Source organism: Pantoea sp. S18, from assembly GCF_045689705.1.
Lineage (GTDB): Bacteria > Pseudomonadota > Gammaproteobacteria > Enterobacterales > Enterobacteriaceae > Pantoea > Pantoea symbiotica.
On record NZ_CP142688.1, the window covers coordinates 1,654,651 to 1,674,611 of the forward strand.

20 protein-coding genes are annotated in these 19,961 nt (G+C 55.1%); 15 read left to right on the top strand and 5 right to left on the bottom strand.

Annotated elements, in window-relative coordinates:
- Window positions 1–76: 76 nt before the first annotated feature.
- Window positions 77–1,615 (top strand): murein biosynthesis integral membrane protein MurJ, encoded by a 1,539-nt coding sequence (murJ, locus tag VIJ98_RS07625; protein WP_154152720.1) that lies wholly within the window; start codon window positions 77–79, stop codon window positions 1,613–1,615.
- Window positions 1,616–1,913: 298 nt separating this feature from the next.
- On the opposite strand, the gene flgN is transcribed toward murJ, so the two are convergent.
- The 3 genes from flgN to flgA all read right to left on the bottom strand — a co-directional run bounded on the left by flgN (window position 1,914) and on the right by flgA (window position 3,418).
- Complete coding sequence (gene flgN / locus VIJ98_RS07630) at window positions 1,914–2,345, bottom strand: flagellar export chaperone FlgN (protein WP_258144924.1); 432 nt, start codon at window positions 2,343–2,345, stop codon at window positions 1,914–1,916.
- Between the two features lie 5 nt (window positions 2,346–2,350).
- Window positions 2,351–2,653, bottom strand: a complete 303-nt coding sequence (flgM, locus tag VIJ98_RS07635; RefSeq protein ID WP_323273166.1) for a flagellar biosynthesis anti-sigma factor FlgM — start codon at window positions 2,651–2,653, stop codon at window positions 2,351–2,353.
- Window positions 2,654–2,758: 105 nt separating this feature from the next.
- On the bottom strand, window positions 2,759–3,418 hold the full coding sequence (gene flgA / locus VIJ98_RS07640; protein WP_154152717.1) for a flagellar basal body P-ring formation chaperone FlgA: 660 nt from the start codon (window positions 3,416–3,418) through the stop codon (window positions 2,759–2,761).
- Window positions 3,419–3,571: 153 nt separating this feature from the next.
- On the opposite strand from flgA, the gene flgB reads away from it, so the two are divergent.
- The 11 genes from flgB to flgL all read left to right on the top strand — a co-directional run bounded on the left by flgB (window position 3,572) and on the right by flgL (window position 13,553).
- Window positions 3,572–3,985: a flagellar basal body rod protein FlgB gene (flgB, locus tag VIJ98_RS07645; protein WP_008103091.1), complete on the top strand. Its 414-nt coding sequence runs from the start codon at window positions 3,572–3,574 to the stop codon at window positions 3,983–3,985.
- Window positions 3,986–3,987: 2 nt separating this feature from the next.
- The gene (flgC, locus tag VIJ98_RS07650; RefSeq protein WP_008103089.1) at window positions 3,988–4,392 is read left to right on the top strand and encodes a flagellar basal body rod protein FlgC; all 405 of its coding nucleotides are present in this window, start codon (window positions 3,988–3,990) and stop codon (window positions 4,390–4,392) included.
- A gap of 12 nt (window positions 4,393–4,404) precedes the next feature.
- The gene (flgD, locus tag VIJ98_RS07655; protein ID WP_008103087.1) at window positions 4,405–5,076 is read left to right on the top strand and encodes a flagellar hook assembly protein FlgD; all 672 of its coding nucleotides are present in this window, start codon (window positions 4,405–4,407) and stop codon (window positions 5,074–5,076) included.
- A 24-nt stretch (window positions 5,077–5,100) separates the two neighbouring features.
- The gene (gene flgE, locus VIJ98_RS07660; RefSeq protein WP_008103086.1) at window positions 5,101–6,390 is read left to right on the top strand and encodes a flagellar hook protein FlgE; all 1,290 of its coding nucleotides are present in this window, start codon (window positions 5,101–5,103) and stop codon (window positions 6,388–6,390) included.
- Between the two features lie 20 nt (window positions 6,391–6,410).
- Complete coding sequence (locus VIJ98_RS07665) at window positions 6,411–7,169, top strand: flagellar basal body rod protein FlgF (protein WP_008103084.1); 759 nt, start codon at window positions 6,411–6,413, stop codon at window positions 7,167–7,169.
- A gap of 17 nt (window positions 7,170–7,186) precedes the next feature.
- Window positions 7,187–7,969 carry a flagellar basal-body rod protein FlgG gene (flgG, locus tag VIJ98_RS07670; RefSeq protein ID WP_007885801.1) on the top strand — a complete coding sequence of 261 codons (783 nt, stop codon included), beginning with the start codon at window positions 7,187–7,189 and terminating at the stop codon, window positions 7,967–7,969.
- 63 nt (window positions 7,970–8,032) lie between these two features.
- Window positions 8,033–8,743 (top strand): flagellar basal body L-ring protein FlgH, encoded by a 711-nt coding sequence (locus VIJ98_RS07675; protein WP_008103082.1) that lies wholly within the window; start codon window positions 8,033–8,035, stop codon window positions 8,741–8,743.
- A 12-nt stretch (window positions 8,744–8,755) separates the two neighbouring features.
- Window positions 8,756–9,862 carry a flagellar basal body P-ring protein FlgI gene (locus tag VIJ98_RS07680; protein WP_323273172.1) on the top strand — a complete coding sequence of 369 codons (1,107 nt, stop codon included), beginning with the start codon at window positions 8,756–8,758 and terminating at the stop codon, window positions 9,860–9,862.
- Complete coding sequence (gene flgJ, locus VIJ98_RS07685; protein ID WP_323273173.1) at window positions 9,862–10,803, top strand: flagellar assembly peptidoglycan hydrolase FlgJ; 942 nt, start codon at window positions 9,862–9,864, stop codon at window positions 10,801–10,803. The genes VIJ98_RS07680 and flgJ overlap by 1 nt, the downstream gene beginning before the upstream one ends.
- A 119-nt stretch (window positions 10,804–10,922) precedes the next feature.
- Entirely contained in the window at window positions 10,923–12,566 is a 1,644-nt protein-coding gene (flgK, locus tag VIJ98_RS07690; protein WP_008103077.1) for a flagellar hook-associated protein FlgK, read from the top strand.
- Between the two features lie 18 nt (window positions 12,567–12,584).
- A complete protein-coding gene (gene flgL, locus VIJ98_RS07695; RefSeq protein WP_061716973.1) occupies window positions 12,585–13,553 on the top strand; it encodes a flagellar hook-associated protein FlgL in 969 nt (322 codons plus the stop codon).
- A gap of 158 nt (window positions 13,554–13,711) precedes the next feature.
- Here the strand turns inward: flgL and rne are convergent, their stop codons facing one another.
- Window positions 13,712–16,978, bottom strand: coding sequence for a ribonuclease E (gene rne, locus VIJ98_RS07700; protein ID WP_323273178.1), 3,267 nt, complete (start codon window positions 16,976–16,978; stop codon window positions 13,712–13,714).
- Between the two features lie 572 nt (window positions 16,979–17,550).
- On the opposite strand from rne, the gene rluC reads away from it, so the two are divergent.
- Window positions 17,551–18,507 carry a 23S rRNA pseudouridine(955/2504/2580) synthase RluC gene (gene rluC, locus VIJ98_RS07705; protein ID WP_061716969.1) on the top strand — a complete coding sequence of 319 codons (957 nt, stop codon included), beginning with the start codon at window positions 17,551–17,553 and terminating at the stop codon, window positions 18,505–18,507.
- An 11-nt stretch (window positions 18,508–18,518) separates the two neighbouring features.
- Here rluC and VIJ98_RS07710 read toward each other — a convergent pair whose 3' ends face one another.
- On the bottom strand, window positions 18,519–19,103 hold the full coding sequence (locus tag VIJ98_RS07710) for a nucleoside triphosphate pyrophosphatase (RefSeq protein WP_258144931.1): 585 nt from the start codon (window positions 19,101–19,103) through the stop codon (window positions 18,519–18,521).
- A 140-nt stretch (window positions 19,104–19,243) separates the two neighbouring features.
- On the opposite strand from VIJ98_RS07710, the gene yceD reads away from it, so the two are divergent.
- The gene (gene yceD / locus VIJ98_RS07715; protein WP_007885785.1) at window positions 19,244–19,765 is read left to right on the top strand and encodes a 23S rRNA accumulation protein YceD; all 522 of its coding nucleotides are present in this window, start codon (window positions 19,244–19,246) and stop codon (window positions 19,763–19,765) included.
- Window positions 19,766–19,779: 14 nt separating this feature from the next.
- The gene (rpmF, locus tag VIJ98_RS07720) at window positions 19,780–19,950 is read left to right on the top strand and encodes a 50S ribosomal protein L32 (protein ID WP_007885783.1); all 171 of its coding nucleotides are present in this window, start codon (window positions 19,780–19,782) and stop codon (window positions 19,948–19,950) included.
- Window positions 19,951–19,961 lie beyond the last annotated feature (11 nt).

Below are 19,961 nucleotides of genomic sequence, written 5' to 3' on the forward strand. Positions count from 1 at the left end.
ACTATCGCCGGACATCACGGGATGTCCGCGCTAAGTCGCTCATTTCTCCGACACTTTTCAGGATGCGCCACTCAATATGAATTTGCTGAAATCGCTGGCTGCGGTCAGTTCGATGACCTTGTTTTCCCGCGTACTGGGCTTTGCCCGCGATGCCATTGTGGCGCGCGTTTTCGGTGCGGGGATGGCAACCGATGCCTTCTTTGTTGCCTTCAAACTGCCTAACCTGCTGCGCCGCATTTTTGCCGAAGGCGCGTTTTCTCAGGCGTTCGTGCCAATCCTGGCGGAATATAAAAGCAAGCAGGGCGAAGATGCCACGCGGGTGTTTGTCGCCTACGTTTCCGGTTTATTGACGCTAGTACTGGCGGTGGTGACCGTGTTGGGGATGATCGCTGCGCCCTGGGTGATTGTGGTGACGGCGCCAGGCTTTGCCGATACCGCCGACAAATTCGCTTTAACCAGCGCGCTGCTGCGCGTCACCTTTCCTTATATTCTGCTGATCTCGCTGGCGTCGCTGGCGGGTGCCATCCTCAATACCTGGAACCGTTTTTCCGTGCCGGCGTTTGCGCCGACGCTGCTCAACATCAGCATGATTGGTTTTGCCGTCTTCGCTGCGCCGCATTTTAATCCTCCGGTGATGGCGCTGGCGTGGGCTGTGGTGGTGGGCGGCGTGTTGCAGCTGTTTTATCAACTGCCGCACCTGAAGAAAATTGGCATGCTGGTTCTGCCGCGTCTGAATCTGCGCGATGCGGGCGTGTGGCGAGTGATGCGTCAAATGGGGCCGGCGATTCTTGGCGTGTCGGTCAGTCAAATTTCACTGATCATCAACACCATCTTCGCCTCCTTTCTGGTTTCCGGTTCGGTTTCATGGATGTACTACGCCGATCGTCTGATGGAGTTTCCTTCCGGCGTGCTGGGCGTGGCACTGGGCACCATTTTGCTGCCCTCGCTGGCGAAGAGTTTTGCCAGTGGCAATCAGGAAGAGTATTCACGGTTGATGGATTGGGGCCTGCGTCTCTGCTTCCTGCTGGCGTTGCCGAGCGCAGTGGCGCTGGGGATTTTGTCCGGGCCGCTGACGGTCGCGCTGTTCCAGTACGGGAAATTCACCGCCTTTGATGCCTTGATGACGCAACGCGCGCTGATTGCCTATTCAGTGGGTTTGATGGGGCTGATTGTGGTGAAAGTGCTGGCACCCGGCTTCTATTCTCGCCAGGACATCAAGACTCCGGTGAAAATTGCCATCGTGACGCTGATTGTGACGCAATTGATGAACCTGGCATTTATTGGCCCGCTCAAACACGCCGGTTTGTCGCTGTCGATTGGTCTTGCCGCTTGTCTAAATGCCGCGCTGTTGTACTGGCAACTGCGTAAGCAGGATATCTTCCAGCCGCAGCCTGGCTGGTTCAGTTTCCTGACTCGTTTGCTGATTGCGGTATGTGTGATGGCCGCAGCGCTGTTGGGCATTCTGCAGGTCATGCCAGCATGGGAAGAGGGGCAGATGTGGTGGCGCCTGATTCGTCTGGCGGCGGTCTGCGCCATCGGCGGCGGCTCATACTTTGTGATGCTTGGCTTGCTCGGCTTCCGCCCGCGCGACTTCGCGCGCCGCACTATGGCGTAAAAAACCAGCTCTCACGCAGACGGAAGTTTGTTTTGGTCCGGCGGTCCTCGCGCCGCTTTGCGGTTCCTTCACTTCGTACGTCAGCCTGACGGACCGGCTCAGACGGGACTTCCTTGTCCCGGCTGAGCCTTTCGCCCGCGTCCTGCGGGCAAATCCTGGCTTCCTTTCTCAGTTCAGCGCTGCGGATGCCTGCCCAAAACAAGCTCCCGCCTGCTGTTTATCTCTTGTGCGCTATGCTTAAAACCAAAACAAAAAGGCCGCCATCCCGAAAGATAGCAGCCTCTTCAAACCCACTTTTTTACCCTTTACGACTCAGCGTCGCCTGACCTTTACCCAAACCATCCGGCCCGTAAAATGCCTGCGTTTGGTGCGGTCGCAATACCGCCAATGCTTCATTGGTGAAGCCAATCTGATGCTGCAACAAAATCCCGTTATGCGTATTGGCATCGCGTAAACGGCGCGTGTGCTGTTGAATACGCATCCAGCGGTTTTCGCGATCGCTGTGATCACCATAGGGCGCTTGCGTGCCGAGGGATTTCTCGGTGGTGCGGCGCATCTCGTCCAGATAATTCAACGTAGTCAGCAGCGCGCTTTTATCTTCAGAAATACGCTGCAGCATGTTGCCATTAACCTGGCCGGCAGAAAGTTGCTGTTGTTCTTCATCCATTACCAGCGCAAGGGATGTCAGCACGTCCTGCATTTTGTCTAAGGTGATCAGCAGATTGTCCATTGGGATTAGTTACCCTCTAAATACGCCTTGGTATCGGCGATCAGCGCGTCGGCGATCTTACCGGTATCCATTTTCAATTCGCCATTACGAATGGCCGTCTTCAGCTGCTCAACGCGCGCTGTGTTAATGTCTTTGCTGCCAGGCTGCATCAGTTGCGCCTGCGCGGTACTCAACTTCACTTCTGCACCGCTTTCGCTGGTGCTGGCTGCTGGCGTGGCGCTCTGACGCACTTTGCCGCTGTTATCGTTGGTATCGCGTGTTTGAACAGTGCTAACCGGATTCGTAGGCTGCGTTCTGTCGATGCTCATGGTAAGGCTCCTGTAAGGTCAGTTGGGGGTCAGCCAACTGAGTCAGCATAGGGTAATGTCTTTGTTGATATCTCTATCGGCAGAACAACAGTGTTCTTTAACGCTTTATAGCGATATCAGAATATTCCCATCCGCGTCGACGCGACCACTGACAACCTGACCATTTCCCATCCTCACGCGCACCATTTGTGCCGCGCTGGCGTTGTTCAGCGCACGTCCTTCGCTGCTGGCATTAAACCCGTTTCCACTGGCGACTACCATCACATTTTGACCGGCTTTCACGCGCCACGGTTGGCGCACCATAGTGGCTGTGACCGGCTGTCCTGGCGGGATATCGCGCAGCGCAACCGCATCGATGACGCCACTGCTATCCATCAAGGCGCGAGCCGGCAGTTCATCCAGCCGCCCGGTTTCCAGACGCACATCAGACTGGCTGAGATTGCTGCCGCGCGCCACCTGACGGCTCGCCACCAGATATTGTCCGGTGACCTGCACCTGAACCTGCAGGAAACGACGGTTTTGATCGCAGTTAGCGGCGATGCTGATATTGCCCCACTGACGGCTATTACCCGGCAGTTGCAGCTCAGGGGTTTCGCAGTTTGGCCACTGCGCCTGCGGCGTACGTACCACCACCGTCATGCCGGCGGCATGTTGTGGGTCGCGCGCCTTAAAAAATTGGGTTAACTGCGCGGTAAGGTCCGCGGCAGAACTGGGTAGCGCCAGTGCCAGCAAAAGTGTGGCTAGCAAAGTGGAATATCTGCGCATAACGCCTCCTGACGAGAAGATGGCACCGAGTCTACGCCTCGCGCAAAAAAATCAATGTCAAAAATAGCCGTCATTTTTGCTGCTATTCAGACGATCGCCCTTGCATTTGTCCACTTAAGCTGTCAGCTCAAAATTCTCATTCGCGGAGGAAGCATGCTCGACAAACTCGATGCCGCGCTGCGATTTGGTACTGAAGCGTTAAACCTGCGTGCTCAGCGTCAGGAAATCCTGGCGTCAAACATTGCCAACGCCGATACCCCGGGCTACCAGGCGCGGGATATCGACTTTGCCAGCCAACTGAGCAAGGTGATGCAAAACGGTCGCGCCGAAGGCAGCAGTCTGGCGCTGAATGTGACGTCCTCACGCCACATTGAAGCGCAAACCAACTCTCAGCCGTCACTGGATCTGCTGTACCGCATTCCCGATCAACCCGCCGCGGATGGCAACACCGTGGATATGGATCGCGAACGTACGCAGTTTGCTGATAACAGCCTGAAATACCAAACCGATCTCACCCTCATCAGTAGCCAGATCAAAGGCATGATGAGCGTTCTGCAGGGGCAATAAGCATGGCATTGCTGAATATCTTTGATATCGCCGGTTCTGCGATGACAGCGCAATCACAGCGCCTCAACGTCAGCGCCAGTAACCTGGCCAACGCCGACAGCGTAACCGGCCCTGATGGCCAACCTTACGTGGCAAAGCAGGTGATTTTCCAGACCGACGCCGCACAAGGTGCAGCGACCGGCGGCGTGAAGGTCGCAGGCGTGGTTAACGATCCTACTCCGGCAAAACTGGTGTATGACCCAGGCAATCCGCTGGCGGATCAGAAGGGCTACGTCAAGATGCCAAACGTTGATGTTGTGTCCGAAACCGTCAACACCATGTCCGCGTCGCGCAGCTACCAGGCCAACGTTGAAGTGCTGAACACGGTGAAGTCAATGATGATGAAAACCCTCACCATGGGTCAGTAACGGAGAACGACGATGAGCGTAGCAGTAGGAATTAAAGACAGTCTGGACCCAACGGTACTGACCTCCAGCAGTGCTTCGAGCGGTAATACCTCCGCCGACCTGCAGAATCAGTTTCTGAATATGTTGGTGGCGCAGCTGAAAAACCAGGATCCCACCAATCCAATGGATAACAGCCAGCTCACCACCCAGTTGGCTCAAATCAACACCCTGAGCGGTATTGAAAAGCTGAATACCACGCTGGGATCCATCTCTGGTCAGATTAGCTCTAGCCAGTCGTTGCAGAGCGCAACCTTAATTGGTCACGGCGTGATGGTTAACGGTAGCCAGGTCCTGGTGGGCAGCGGCACGACCACGCCTTTCGGTGTGGAACTGAGCACCGCGTCAACCGCGACCACCGCCACCATCAAAGATGCCAGTGGCGCGACTGTTCGCACCATCGATTTGGGTGCACTGACTGCAGGCGTCCATACCTTCTCATGGGATGGCACCCTGACCGATGGCAGCACTGCACCGGATGGAAAATATACCGTTTCACTGGCCGCCAGCAGTGGCAGCACCCAATTGGTGGCTCAACCGCTCAACTATGCCTACGTCAATGGCGTCAGCACAGTGGGTGACACCGCAAAACTGGATCTCGGCACCATGGGCTCCGCAACCCTCGATGAAATTCGTCAGATTCTCTGATTAACCTTTAGCAGGAGAAATACTATGTCTTTTTCACAAGCGGTGAGCGGCCTGAATGCTGCCTCCAGCAATCTGGATGTAATTGGTAACAACATCGCCAACTCCGCCACAGCCGGTTTTAAATCCAGCACCATTGCCTTTGCCGATATGTTTGCCGGTTCTAATGTCGGTCTGGGTACCAAGGTTGCTGCCGTTATCCAGGACTTTGGTGATGGTAGTACCACGTCAACCAGTCGTGGACTGGACGTAGCGCTGAGCGGCAACGGCTTCTTCCGTATGACCGACGCCAGCGGCGGCGTGTTCTATTCCCGTAACGGCCAGTTCACACTGGATGCCAACCGTAACCTGGTGAACACCCAAGGTCTGAACGTTTCCGGTTATCCGGCCAGCGGCACACCGCCAACCATTCAGACCGGTGCGAACCCGGTGGCGCTGAGTATTCCGACCACGCAGATGGGCGCTCGCGCAACGACCACCGCGACTCAGGTTGCGAACCTGAACTCAACCAGCACCACACCAACGGTGACAACGTTTGATAAGTCCAACGTTGATAGCTACAACGCAAAAACCACCATGACGGTGTATGACACCCAGGGTAACGATCATCAGTTAGATATGTACTACATCAAAACTGCGGATAACACCTGGACCGTGCATATGGTTGACTCCACCACGGGTAATGAAGTCGGTAACACCGCAGCAGGCGACAACCTGGGCTACCAGATGAAGTTTGATGCCAACGGTAAGCTGACCGGCGTATCAAAAATGATTGACGATCCGGCCAACCCGGGCACTGCAATTCCGGATACCACGACCACCAGCGCCTCACTGGCAAACCTAGTTGTGAGCGGCACCAACGGTGCGGATGGCATGAACATCAGCATGAGCATGTTGGGCAGCCTGCAGCAAAACACCGGTGCGACCACCTTTGGTAACCCAACGCAGGACGGTTATCAGCCTGGCGATTTGACCAGCTACACCATCAATGATGATGGCACCATTACCGGTACTTACTCCAACCAGAAAACCCAGTTGTTGGGTCAGATCGTGCTGGCGAGCTTCTCTAACCCGGAAGGTCTGAAGTCTGAAGGCGATAACGTCTGGTCAGCTACCAGCTCATCAGGTCAGGCTGCGGTTGGTCTGGCAGGCACTGGTACTTACGGCAACCTGACTTCAGGTGCGCTGGAAGCATCCAACGTCGATATGAGTAAAGAGCTGGTGAACATGATCGTTGCGCAACGTAACTATCAGGCTAACAGCCAGACCATCAAAACTCAGGACCAGATTCTTAACACCCTGGTTAACTTACGTTAATTCGCTAACGGGATTGCTTTATGGATCACGCAATATATACCGCTATGGGCGCGGCCAGTCAGACGTTGGAGCAGCAGTCGGTAACGGCCAGCAACCTCGCCAACGCCTCAACGCCGGGCTTTCGTGCTCAGCTCAACGCGTTGCGCGCAGTGCCGGTCAGCGGCTGGTCGCTGCCAACGCGTACGCTGGTTGCCGCTTCCACGCCGGGCGCCGATATGTCACCGGGCTCAATGGATAACACCGGCCGCACGCTGGATGTGGGTGTCGCGCAGGATGGCTGGTTGGCAGTACGTGCCGCTGACGGTACCGAAGCCTATACCCGCAACGGCAACATGCAGATCAGCTCGACCGGTATTTTGACCATTCAGGGCAATCCCGTGATGGGCGATGGCGGTCCGATCGCCATCCCGCAAGGTGCTGAATTGACCATCGCGGCGGACGGTACCATCACCTCGCGTAACGCCGGTGATGCACCCAATGCCACGGTGCAGATTGGTCGCCTGAAGCTGGTGCGTGCCACCGGTAAAGAGATGCAACGTGGTGATGACGGCATGTTCCGTCCTAACCAGCAAACTCAGGCGACGCGCGGCGCTGCGCTGGCGAACGATGCCACCATGACGGTGATGCCTGGCGTGCTGGAGGGCAGTAACGTGAAGCCGGTGGAAACCATGGTCGATATGATCGCCAACGCCCGACGTTTTGAGATGCAGATGAAAGTGATCTCCAACGTCGATGAAAACGAACAAAAAGCTAACAGCTTGCTCAACATGAGCAGCTAAGGCGTAAGGAAAACACCATGATTCGTTCTTTATGGATCGCCAAAACCGGTCTTGACGCTCAGCAAACCAACATGGACGTCATCTCCAACAACCTCGCGAACGTGAGCACCAACGGCTTTAAACGTTCGCGCGCGGTATTTGAAGATTTGATGTACCAAACCCTGCGTCAGCCGGGCACCCAGTCGTCGGAGCAAACTACGCTGCCGTCAGGTCTGCAGATCGGTACCGGTGTGCGTCCTGTTACGACAGAGCGTCTGCATCAGCAGGGTAACCTGTCGCAGACCAGCAACTCGAAAGACGTGGCAATCAATGGCCAGGGTTATTTCGAAGTGCAGATGCCAGACGGCACCTCGGCGTATACCCGTGATGGTTCATTCCAGGTTGACCAGAACGGTCAGCTGGTAACCAACGCCGGTTATCCGGTACAGCCAGGCATCACCATTCCGGCCAACGCCACCAGCATCACTATCTCGCGCGATGGCGTGGTGAGTGTGACGCAGCAGGGCCAGACCAACCCGGCGCAGGTCGGTCAGTTGACGCTCAGCACCTTCATGAACGATGCGGGCCTGAATAGCCAGGGTGAAAACCTCTATCAGGAGACGCAGGCATCCGGTGCGGCAACGCAGAGCACGCCAGGCCAGAACGGCGCGGGTCTGCTGTATCAGGGTTATGTCGAAACCTCGAACGTCAACGTGGCGGAAGAGCTGGTCACCATGATTCAGACGCAGCGCGCCTACGAGATCAACAGTAAAGCGATCAGCACCTCCGATCAGATGCTGGCGAAGTTAACCCAGCTGTAATGCTGGTGTCGTTGGGCCAGCCTGGCTGGCCTGATTAAGCAACATGAATAAGGTTAGAACTCCGTGGCGAAGCAAGTGATTCTCAAGCCTGGTCATTGGTTGGTAGCCACGCTGCTACTCACTCTTAACGGTTGTGCGCTGGTTCCGCGCACGCCACTGGTGCAAGGGGCGACAACGGCAGAGCCGACGCCATCCGCACCGCCAGTGGTGAACGGTTCCATTTTTCAGGGCGTCGCACCGCTGAACTACGGCTATCAGCCGCTGTTTGAGGATCGCCGTCCACGCAACATTGGCGACACATTGACGATCACCTTGCAGGAAAACGTCAGCGCCAGCAAAAGTTCTTCCGCCAACGCCAGCCGCGATGGCAGCAACAGTTTTGGTGTGACAGGTGTACCAACCGGCCTGAGTGGTCTGGTGGGTGCCGGTGGCGAAAAAGCCACGCTGGATGCCAATGGCAAAAATGATTTCGCCGGCAAAGGTGGCGCCACGGCGAATAACACCTTTACGGGCACCATCACCGTCACCGTCAATCAGGTGTTGTCGAACGGCAACCTGCGCGTGGTGGGTGAGAAACAGATCGAAATTAACCAGGGCACCGAATTCATCCGCTTCTCGGGCGTGGTTAACCCGCGCACCATCAGCGCCAGCAATGCGGTGCTCTCCACCGCGGTGGCCGATGCACGTATTGAGTACGTCGGAAATGGTTATATCAATGAAGCGCAGACGATGGGCTGGTTCCAGCGTTTCTTCCTGAACGTCTCGCCGATGTAAGAGGTATTAAGAATGAATATGAAGACTCTGCTCCGCCTGAGCCTCTGCTTGCTGCTCGGTTTCAGCGTTCTGGCGCATGCTGATCGCATCCGCGATCTGACCTCCGTACAGGGCGTGCGCGATAACCAGCTGATCGGTTACGGCTTGGTGGTTGGCCTTGATGGTACCGGTGACCAGACCACGCAAACCCCGTTTACTACGCAAACCGTGAGCAACATGCTCTCCCAGCTCGGCATTACCGTGCCGGCTGGTACCAACATGCAGCTGAAAAACGTGGCGGCCGTCATGGTGACCGCCAAGCTGCCGACCTTTGCGCGTCAGGGCCAAACCGTAGATGTGGTGGTCTCCTCGCTGGGTAACGCCAAAAGTTTGCGCGGCGGTACGCTACTGATGACGCCGATGAAAGGCGTCGATAACCAGGTTTATGCGCTGGCGCAGGGTAACATTCTGGTTGGCGGTGCCGGCGCTTCAGCCGGTGGCAGCAGCGTGCAGGTTAACCAGCTGAACGGTGGCCGTATTACCGGCGGCGCCACGGTAGAGCGTGAACTACAGAGCAACTTTGGTAGCCAGAACACCATCAACCTGCAGTTGAATAATGAAGACTTCAGCATGGCGCAGCGCATCGCCGACGCCATTAACAGCCGTGGCATTGGTTCCGCGCAGCCGCTGGATGCGCGTACCGTGCAGATCCGCGTGTCGCCAAATAACAGTTCTCAGGTGCGTCTGCTGGCTGAAATTCAAAACCTCGACGTTTCGGTGCCGCTGGAAGATGCCAAGGTGATTATCAACTCACGTACCGGTTCGGTAGTGATGAACCGCGAAGTGACGCTGAACACCTGTGCGGTGGCGCAGGGTAATCTGTCGGTTACCGTCAATCAGCAGCAGAACGTCAGTCAGCCTGATACGCCGTTGGCGGGCGGTCAGACGGTGACCACTAACAATACCCAGATCGATCTGCGTCAGAGTGGCGGCGCGCTGCAACGTGTTAACTCCAGCGCTAACCTCAACAACGTGGTACGTGCGCTGAATGCGCTGGGTGCGTCACCGATTGAGCTGATGTCGATTTTGCAATCGATGGAAAGCGCAGGCTGCTTGCGCGCCAAACTGGAAATTATCTGATGAACGATACGCAATCGCTGGTGAATGCGGCGTATGACAGCCGCTCGCTGAACGACCTGAAACGCGAAGCCGCCGCCGACCCGAAAGGGAAGGCGATGCAGGTGGCCAAGCAGGTGGAAGGGATGTTCGTGCAGATGATGATGAAAAGCATGCGCGCTGCGCTGCCGCAGGATGGCCTGCTAAGCAACGATCAGACGCGGCTTTTCACCTCGATGTACGATCAGCAGATTGCACAGGACATCGGTAAACGTGGTCTCGGCATGGCCGATATCATCGTTAAACAGATGCAGCCCGCTCAGGAGCCGGACGAAACCGCCGGTACGGTGCCGATGAAGCTGGACAACAGTTTCATCTATAGCAACCTGCCGTCGAATCAGCTGGAGCAGATGGTGCGTAAAGCGGTGCCGCGTTTGCCGGTCTCGCCGAGCAGTTTGCCGAGCGACAGCAACGACTTTATCGCCCAGCTCGCGCAACCGGCGCAGGTCGCCAGTCAGCAGAGCGGCATTCCGCATCATCTGATCCTGGCGCAGGCCGCGCTGGAATCCGGCTGGGGCCAGCGACAGATCCTGACGCGCGACGGCAAGCCGAGTTACAACGTGTTCGGTATTAAGGCGAGCGGTGACTGGAAGGGCGCAACCACCGATATCATGACCACCGAATACGAAGGCGGCGTGGCGAAAAAAGTGCGCGCCAGTTTCCGTGTGTATAGCTCCTATATGGAAGCGCTCAGCGACTACGTCAAACTGCTGTCCAACAATCCTCGTTATGCCGCCGTTGCCAACGCGCCGAGCGCCGAGCAGGGCGCGCGTGCCTTGCAGGCCGCCGGTTACGCGACCGATCCAAAGTATGCGCAAAAACTGGTGGGAATGATCCAGCAATTCAAAAACATGGGCGAAAAAGTGGTGAAGGCGTATAGCAACGACATCACCGATTTGTTCTGATTTTTGCTCTCAAGTTTCACTTAAGCACGCCGATAACAATCACATGCCGCGGGCGTTCACCGCCCGCGCAATCGCACTGATGACTGCCAGCCCGGTTAACGGGAAATTAAGGAACCGAGATGTCCAGCATAATTAACTCAGCGATGAGTGGGCTGAGCGCCGCACAGGCTGCATTAAGCACCACCAGTAATAACATCAGCAATTACACGGTAGCGGGCTATTCGCGTCAGACGGCGATTTTGTCGCAGTCGAACAGCACCCTGCAGGGCAACAGCTATTACGGCAACGGTGTAACGCTCTCCGGCGTGCAGCGTGAGTATGACGAGTTCATCACCGCCCAGCTACGCGGCTCCAGCGCCAACTACAGCGCCGTGAATACGCAGTACAACCAAATTTCGAACATTGATGATCTGCTCTCGACGTCGACCACCAGCTTGTCGACCTCAATCCAAAGCTTCTTCACCAACGTGCAGAACGTGGTGAGTAACGCCAACGATCCGTCGGCGCGTCAATCAATGCTGAGTTACGCACAAGGCCTGGTGAACCAATTCCAGACCACGGCGCAATATCTCAATAATATGCAGAACAGCGTTAATACGGATATCGCCTCGAACGTCGACCAAATCAACACCTTCACCAGTCAGATTGCCGACCTGAACAGTCAGATCGCCAAGCTGACCACCGGCGGTGGCGCGGCGCCGAACAATTTGCTGGATCAGCGCGATCAGTTAGTGAATAGCCTGAATAATGTGGTTGGCGTTAACGTATCCCAACAGGACGGTAGCTATATCGTCTCAATGGGCAGCGTGACCTTGGTGAATGGTAAAAACTCCACCAGTTTGGTGGCGATGCCGTCCAGCAGTGATTCAACACGTACCACTGTCGGCTATGTCGATAAGCAGGCGGGTAATGTTGAGATCCCTGAGAAGACATTAACCACCGGTTCACTCGGCGGTTTGCTGGCGTTTCGTACGCAGGATTTGGATACCGCGCAGAATCAGCTCGGTCAGTTAGCTGCGGCGTTCACCACTAGCTTCAATACCGTGCACAGCGAAGGGTATGACAGCAACGGTGACCAGGGTGGCAACTTCTTTAATATCGGTTCGCCAACCGTGGTGGGTAACAGCAAAAATACCTCAGCGGCTACCGTTACGGCTGCATGGTCAGATACCAGCGCGATGAAAGCGTCTAACTACACCGTGAGTTATGACGGCAGTAATTGGTCGGTGACCCGCATGTCTGACAACGTGAAGTTTAGCGTTACGCCAGATGCGACTGATGGCACGCTCAACTTTGATGGCCTGAAACTGACGGTGAGCACCTCACCCGCGCCTAACGCTAAAGACAGTTTCCTTGTCAAACCGGTACAGAACGTCATTGCCGGTATGTCGGTTGCGATCACCGATGAGTCGCAAATTGCTGCGGCATCCAGCGCAACCAGCGGTGAAAGTGACAACCGTAATGCGCAGAAATTGTTGGACCTGCAGGATAGTAAGTTGGTGAATGGTAATGCGACCATCGCTCAGGCTTACGCCAGCATTGTCAGCAGCGTCGGTAACAAAACCAGCACGCTGGAAACGGCCAGCACCACACAAGAAAACGTGGTTACACAGCTAAGCGATCGCCAGCAGTCAGTTTCAGGGGTCAACCTCGATGAAGAGTACTCTAATCTGACGAAGTATCAGCAGTTCTATATGGCGAACGCGCAAGTACTGCAAACGGCGAGTACCATTTTTAATGCGCTGATGGGCATCCGCGGCTAAGCATAGAGGATAAAAACCATGCGTCTTAGTACCAATATGATTTTCAACCAGCAGGTGCGCGGGATTACTGACTCGCAAGCTTCCTGGTTAAAAGTAGGTGAACAGCTCTCTACCGGGCTGCGCGTCAGCAATCCCTCAGATGATCCAATCGCCGCCTCCCGCGCCGTGGTGCTTTCGCAATCGCAGGCGAAAAGTAGCCAATATGCCACGGCACGCAGCTTTGCCGATCAAAGCTTGTCGATGGAAGAGAACTCACTCTCCAGCGTGACCAGCAGCATTCAAGATGCGCAGACCATGATTGTGTATGGTTCAACCGGTACGCTGAGTGACGATGACCGCGCATCGATTGCCACCAAATTACAAGGTATTCGTGACCAACTGCTGAACCAGGCTAACAGCCGTGACGGTAATGGTCGCTATATTTTTGCGGGCTATCAAACTGATGTCGCACCGTTCAGTGACGCTGGAGCCCCAACGGGCGTTACGTATGTTGGCGGGACCGATGCCATTACGCAGAAGGTCGATGATGGTCGCACGATGGCGGTGAGTAGCACAGGATCGTCAGTATTTATGTCACTGACCAGCAACGCAAAAGCAGAGCCGGACGGCAGCCCGAGTGAAACCAATCTGTTTAACATGCTTGATAGCGCAATTGCAGCACTCAATACGCCGCAGGATGATGCTGATGACGCAACCAAGCAGGTTTTCCAGGATGCAATGGATAAATCCAACCGTGGCTTGAGCAACTCATTGAACAACGTGTTGGCGGTGCGTTCAGCAGTAGGTTCACAGTTGGCTGAACTGGATACGCTGGATGCGCAGGGCGATGACCGTGACACCATTATGGCTTCACAAATGACAGATCTGGTGCAGGTTGATTATACGCAAGCCATTTCCAGCTACACCATGCAACAAACGGCTTTGCAGGCGTCTTATAAGACTTTTACCGATATGTCGAAACTCTCGCTGTTCCAGCTTAATTCGTAATTGACCTGAACCTTTGAGCGTACTTTAACCGGGTGCGCTTAGTTTCTCCCACCGCCTTTCGGGGCTGTGGGATTTTTTTTGCCTGTTATTTATGGCGACCGCAGGCAATAAAAAACCCCGGACTGGCCGGGGTTTGCTGTTTACTGCCGTGCTGTAGCTTACGCGCTTTCCGGACGGGTTGCCGGGGCGGTGGCCTGATGCGTCGCGCTGTGACCGCCGGCAGAGCCGCGGCCCTCGAAGCCAAACGCTGGACGGACCCAGTCGCTGTTACGAACCGGTTCAGGTTCCCACGCCGGAGCCGGTGCTTTGGTCATCGGTGCGGTAGCGTGGTGCTTGAAGCGCGTCTCTACCGTGGTCACTGCGGTATCACGAGCCGCAACCGGCGCATGAGGTTCAGTGACCGGCGTGACTTCCGCTTCAGCCGCGACTGGCGCAGCCAGCACTTCTTCAACCTGAGCTTCCACTGCTGGAGAAACATCAGCTGGCGCCTGCTCTACAACCGCAGCGACTTCGCTGACTTCACCTTCAGGCTTCGCTTCTTCAACGACAACAGCCGGTTCCGCTTCAGCCGCAGTTTCCTGTGCAACTTGTTCATCAGCAGCAGAGATCACGGCTGGCTCTTCGTTGACAGGCGCGGCAATCGGCGTGACGTCATCAGTGTTTACCACTGGAACATCGGTATGTGCCTGTGGTTCAGCATGATGCACAGCTTCTTCAGCAGCAACTAGCTCAACGGCCGGTTCAACAGTAGCCGGTTGAGCTTCTGCATCAGCGGATTGCTGGTAGCCGTAATCCGACACTTCATGCATCGCATCTTGCGTGCTGTACTCTTCCTGCGCTTGCGCAACCGGGTAAGAGATCCACACTTTGCCTGACGCCATTTCTGGTGAGGCAGCAGCCGATTCCAGCGGCATTGCAGACTGCGTTGGGTAACGCTCGTCACGATAACGGCGACGACGCTGACCACTTACGCGTAGGTGACGCGGTGAACGACGTGAACGGCGCGGCATATTGGCGCTATCACGGTTATCGCTATCATCTTGCTCGTCATTGCTGGCTTCAGGATGTTCGTGGTACTGAGCGCGCGGCGCAGTTTCAACGGCGGCTTCATGAACCACTGGTGCTTCGGCAGCAATTTCAGTGGTATCGCCCACACGCACGCGCTGTGACAGCTGACGCTGCTTACGACGCGGCATTACCTGAACGCGTTCTTCTTCCTGCTCGACGTTTTCGTCAACAACAGGAGCCTGAACAACCGGCTCAGCGGCTTTCTGATCCTGCTGCTGAGTGCGCTTCTCTTCCTGACGACGACGCTGGCGATCAGCACGCTGTTCGCGGCGCTGTTGTTGCTGCTCATCACGTTGCTCAAGTGCTTCATCGCTCAGGACCGGACGCGCTTCACGCGGCTCGTTCTGACGCTTGTTGCGACGATTGTCCTGATTGTCACGCGGTTCGCGGGCTTCACGTGGCTCACGTGCTTCACGCGGCTCGCGCGGTTCACGACCTTCGCGCACCTGACCATTCTCGCCATTACGCGGAGTACGTTCGCGACGGTTGTTGCGGCGATTGTTATTGTTGCGACGTTCGCCACGCTGCTGGGTATTTTCAGATTCAGCAGCAACAACGGCTGGGGATTCTTGTTTAGTTTCAGCAGGAGCCGCAGCTGGTGCATCACCGGCAAACAGTTTCTTCAATCCGCTCAGCAGGCGTGCCACGAAGCCGGTGTTAGTCACCGCTGGTGCTGCAACAGCAGGCTTGGTTTTCACTTCTGCTGCAGGCTGAGACTCTTTCACCACTTCAACCGGCGCAGGCGGCGCATCAGGCATCGCGAAGGCGGCCAATGCTGGCTGCTCCGGACGACGACGCTCAGCGTGCTCTTCTTCAGAAGGCAGCGCCATTTCCGCTTCGTGCAGTTTCGGTAAGTGATAGCTCAGCGTTTGCGTCTCTTCGCCGGTGCGAACACGCAGTACCGAGTAGTGTGGCGTTTCCATCTGATCGTTTGGCACGATGATGGCACGCACGCCGCCCTGGCGTTTTTCGATGGCGCTAACGGCATCACGCTTTTCGTTCAACAGGTAAGAGGCGACCTGAACCGGAACAATGGCATGCACTTCTTTGGTGTTGTCTTTCAGCGCTTCTTCTTCAATCAGACGCAGAATAGACAGCGACAGCGATTCGTTATCACGGATGGTGCCGGTACCGCTGCAGCGAGGGCAGACGTGATGGCTGGATTCACCCAGTGACGGGCTCAGACGCTGACGCGACATCTCCAGCAAACCGAAGCGTGAAATGTGGCTGATCTGAATACGCGCACGATCCTGACGTACCGCTTCACGCAGACGGTTTTCCACCGCGCGCTGGTGGCGCACTGGCGTCATGTCGATGAAGTCGATAACAATCAGGCCGCCGAGATCGCGCAGACGCAGCTGGCGAGCGATCTCATCGGCCGCTTCCAGGTTGGTGTTATAGGCGGTTTCTTCGATATCACCGCCGCGAGTTGCACGTGCGGAGTTGATATCAATCGCCGTCAGGGCTTCGGTACTATCGATAACAATCGAGCCGCCTGATGGCAGACGCACTTCACGTTGGAAGGCTGATTCAATCTGCGATTCGATTTGGTAGTGGCTGAACAGCGGGATTTCACCGGTGTACAGTTTGATTTTGCTGCTGAAGTCTGGACGACCCAGTGCAGCAATGTGCTGACGAGCCAGTTCCAGGACTTTTGGATTATCGATAAGGATTTCACCGATATCCTGACGCAGATAGTCGCGGAAGGCGCGCACGATAACGTTGCTTTCCTGATGGATCAGGAAAGGCGCCGGGCGGCTGTCTGCGGCTTTCTTAATGGCTTCCCAGTGCTTCATACGGAAGCTGAGATCCCACTGCAGTGATTCGGCAGATTTGCCTACGCCCGCAGTGCGGACGATTAATCCCATGCCGTCTGGAAGTTCCAGTGCGGAAAGTGCTTCTTTTAATTCGGTACGATCGTCGCCCTCAATGCGGCGTGAAATACCACCGGCACGTGGGTTGTTCGGCATCAATACCAGATAGCTACCGGCCAGAGAAATAAAGGTGGTCAATGCTGCACCTTTATTACCGCGTTCCTCTTTATCAATTTGAACGATAACTTCCTGACCTTCACGCAGCACATCTTTGATATTCGGACGACCATGTGCGTTGTAATTGGCGGGGAAGTATTCGCGGGAAATTTCTTTCAGAGGGAGGAAACCGTGACGTTCTGCACCGTAATCGACAAATGCAGCTTCAAGGCTAGGTTCAACGCGGGTGATTTTACCTTTGTATATGTTGGCTTTTTTCTGTTCGTGTCCAGGACTTTCAATATCCAGATCGTACAGACGTTGTCCATCAACCAGGGCAACGCGCAACTCCTCCTGCTGAGTTGCGTTAATTAACATTCTTTTCATCGTGACTTACTCGTTATTCTCACATGAGTGATCTAGCTGCGGGCATCGTTACCCTGGACGAGAATCAACCGATGGCCCCGTGTCTTAATGCACTGACGTCAACCTCACGGTTGTCGGCGGCTAAAGGGGCGCAAATCTTGTCGGTGGCCTGTTTTTCATAAGGAAATCCAGCGCCTGAAGGTGGAAATGTTACAGAGTATTCAAAAATCCACACATCCTAGTCTGTCGTCCAGGCCGCAACCCGCAGCCCGCTAAGTGCCTGATTTAACATTACGTCTTACGCCATTGCTGCGTGTCCGTTCAATCCGGCAAAATGACTTATTTCGCTCTTTTTCCTGCCTGAATCTTTCCAGGGCAGAAACACCTGCATTATTCCATTGCTAACCAACATTAAGCAAGGCGACTTTTGCCAAGCTGAGAAGTTTATTCGTCCATAACCTGTTCATTTGCAGGGCTAATCATCGCATCGCTGAAAATGTCGCCATTTTCACCGTTTCATCACGCGACAAAGAGAGAGTTAAGCACAGAAAAAGGGGTGGCGCTATCCAGGGACACTAATTAGAATCGCCGCCATGAAAACAGAGAATCCCGGCGTACAGTATGTCGCCATCACGGCTGAAAATGCCGGACAACGAATTGATAACTTTTTGCGCACCCAGCTCAAGGGCGTGCCGAAAAGCATGATTTATCGCATTTTGCGTAAAGGCGAAGTGCGGGTGAATAAAAAGCGTGTCAAACCGGAATATAAGCTGGAGGATGGCGACGAGCTGCGTATCCCACCGGTACGGGTTGCCGAGCGCGAAGAGAATACGGTTTCACCTAAGCTGGATAAAGTCGCGGCGCTCACCAATGCCATTCTCTATGAAGATGATTACCTGATGGTGCTGAATAAACCGTCGGGCACGGCGGTGCACGGTGGCAGCGGATTAAGTTTTGGTGTGATTGAAGGGCTGCGTGCGTTGCGTCCGGAAGCGCGTTTCCTTGAGTTAGTCCATCGCCTCGATCGTGATACCTCTGGCATCCTGCTGGTGGCGAAGAAGCGTTCTGCTTTGCGCTCGCTGCATGAGCAGCTGCGCGAGAAGGGCATGCAGAAGGATTACCTGGCTCTGGTGCGCGGTGACTGGCCATCGCATCTGAAAGTGGTGCAGGCTCCGCTGCTAAAGAACATTTTGCAGAGCGGCGAACGTGTGGTTCGCGTTAGTGCGGAAGGCAAGCCTTCTGAGACGCGTTTTAAAGTCGAAGAGCGGTTTGGTTTCGCGACCTTGGTGAAAGCCAGCCCGGTGACCGGTCGTACCCATCAGATTCGTGTGCATACGCTTCATGGCGGCCACCCGATCGCCTTCGACGATCGTTACGGCGACCGCGAATTTGATGCGCAATTAGGTTCGACGGGCTTATCGCGTCTGTTCCTGCATGCAGCGGCGTTAACCTTCACCCATCCCAACACCGGAGAAGTGCTGCGGATGGAAGCGCCACTGGATGGTGCGCTTAAGAATTGCCTCGCCAAACTGCGTCAGAAAAAAGCCTGATTATCCGGGCATCAACACAATGCGTTGATGCCCACCTTTCTTAGCATTTCATCTAGCGCAATCAGCGGTAAGCCAATCAAGGTATTGGGATCGCGACCTTCCAGCCTGTCAAATAAACAAATCCCTAATCCTTCACTTTTGAAACTGCCGGCGCACTGCAGCGGCTGCTCCTTTTCGACATAGCCACGAATCTCTTCAGCACTCAACTCGCGGAAATGCACGGTAAAGGGTTCGCAAATGACCGACTGTTTGCCGCTCTGCGGTTGCAGAAGCGCCAGGCCGGTATAAAAGGTGATGGCGTTGCCGCTGGCCGCCGCAAGTTGCTGGCAGGCCTTTTCCACGGTGTGCGGTTTACCGGTTATCTCGCCATTAAGCACACAAACCTGATCGGACCCGATTATCCAGCTGTCCGGGTAACGTGCGGCCAGCGCCTGCGCTTTGGCTAATGCCAGACGCTGCACCAGCTCGGGGGCCGATTCATGCGGTAGCGGGGATTCGTCGCAATCTGGGGCGGCGGTAATAAAAGGCAGGCCCAGTTTGCTTAGCAGCGCCTGACGAAAAGGGGAAGTAGAAGCTAAAACCAAAGGTGTCGTCATTTTTTTTCAGAATAGATAGCGTAAAGATGACAGTCATTTTAAACTATGCGCCGCACTGGATGCGACTAACGGGTGAAAGATGCCGTAAACCGGCCTTTTTCTTTGACTCTATGACGTTACAAAGTTAATATGCGCGCCCTATGCAAAAGGTAAAATTACCCCTGACGCTCGATCCGGTCCGCGCCGCGCAAAAACGCCTTGATTATCATGGTGTTTATGCACCTGAATTGGTGGCGCGCTTGGCCGAAACGGTCGTGAGTGTGGACAGTGAAGTTGAATGCGATATGTCGTTTGCGGTTGATAACCAGCGCCTCGCCGTTCTGCAAGGAACAGCCGAAGTGCAGGTGACTCTGTCATGTCAACGCTGCAACCAGTCGTTTCCACGTCATGTTCACGTAAGCTATTGCTTCAGTCCTGTCTCTTCTGATGAGCAGGCCGAGGCACTACCGGAAGCCTACGAGCCAGTTGATGTCAATGATTTTGGTGAGATCGACTTGCTGGCAGTGATCGAAGATGAGCTCATCCTCGCGCTGCCCGTGGTTCCGGTGCATGATTCTGAACACTGTGAAGTGTCCGACGCGGACATGGTATTTGGTCAACTGCCTCCAGAGGCAGAAAAACCAAATCCCTTTGCCGTATTAGCCAGTTTAAAGCGTAAGTAATAGGAGTAAGGTCCATGGCCGTACAACAGAATAAACCAACCCGTTCTAAGCGTGGTATGCGTCGTTCACACGATGCTCTGACCACTGCTGCTCTGTCAGTAGATAAAGTTTCTGGCGAAACTCATCTGCGTCACCATATCACTGCGGATGGTTACTACCGCGGTCGCAAGGTTATCACCAAGTAATCCTCGCGATT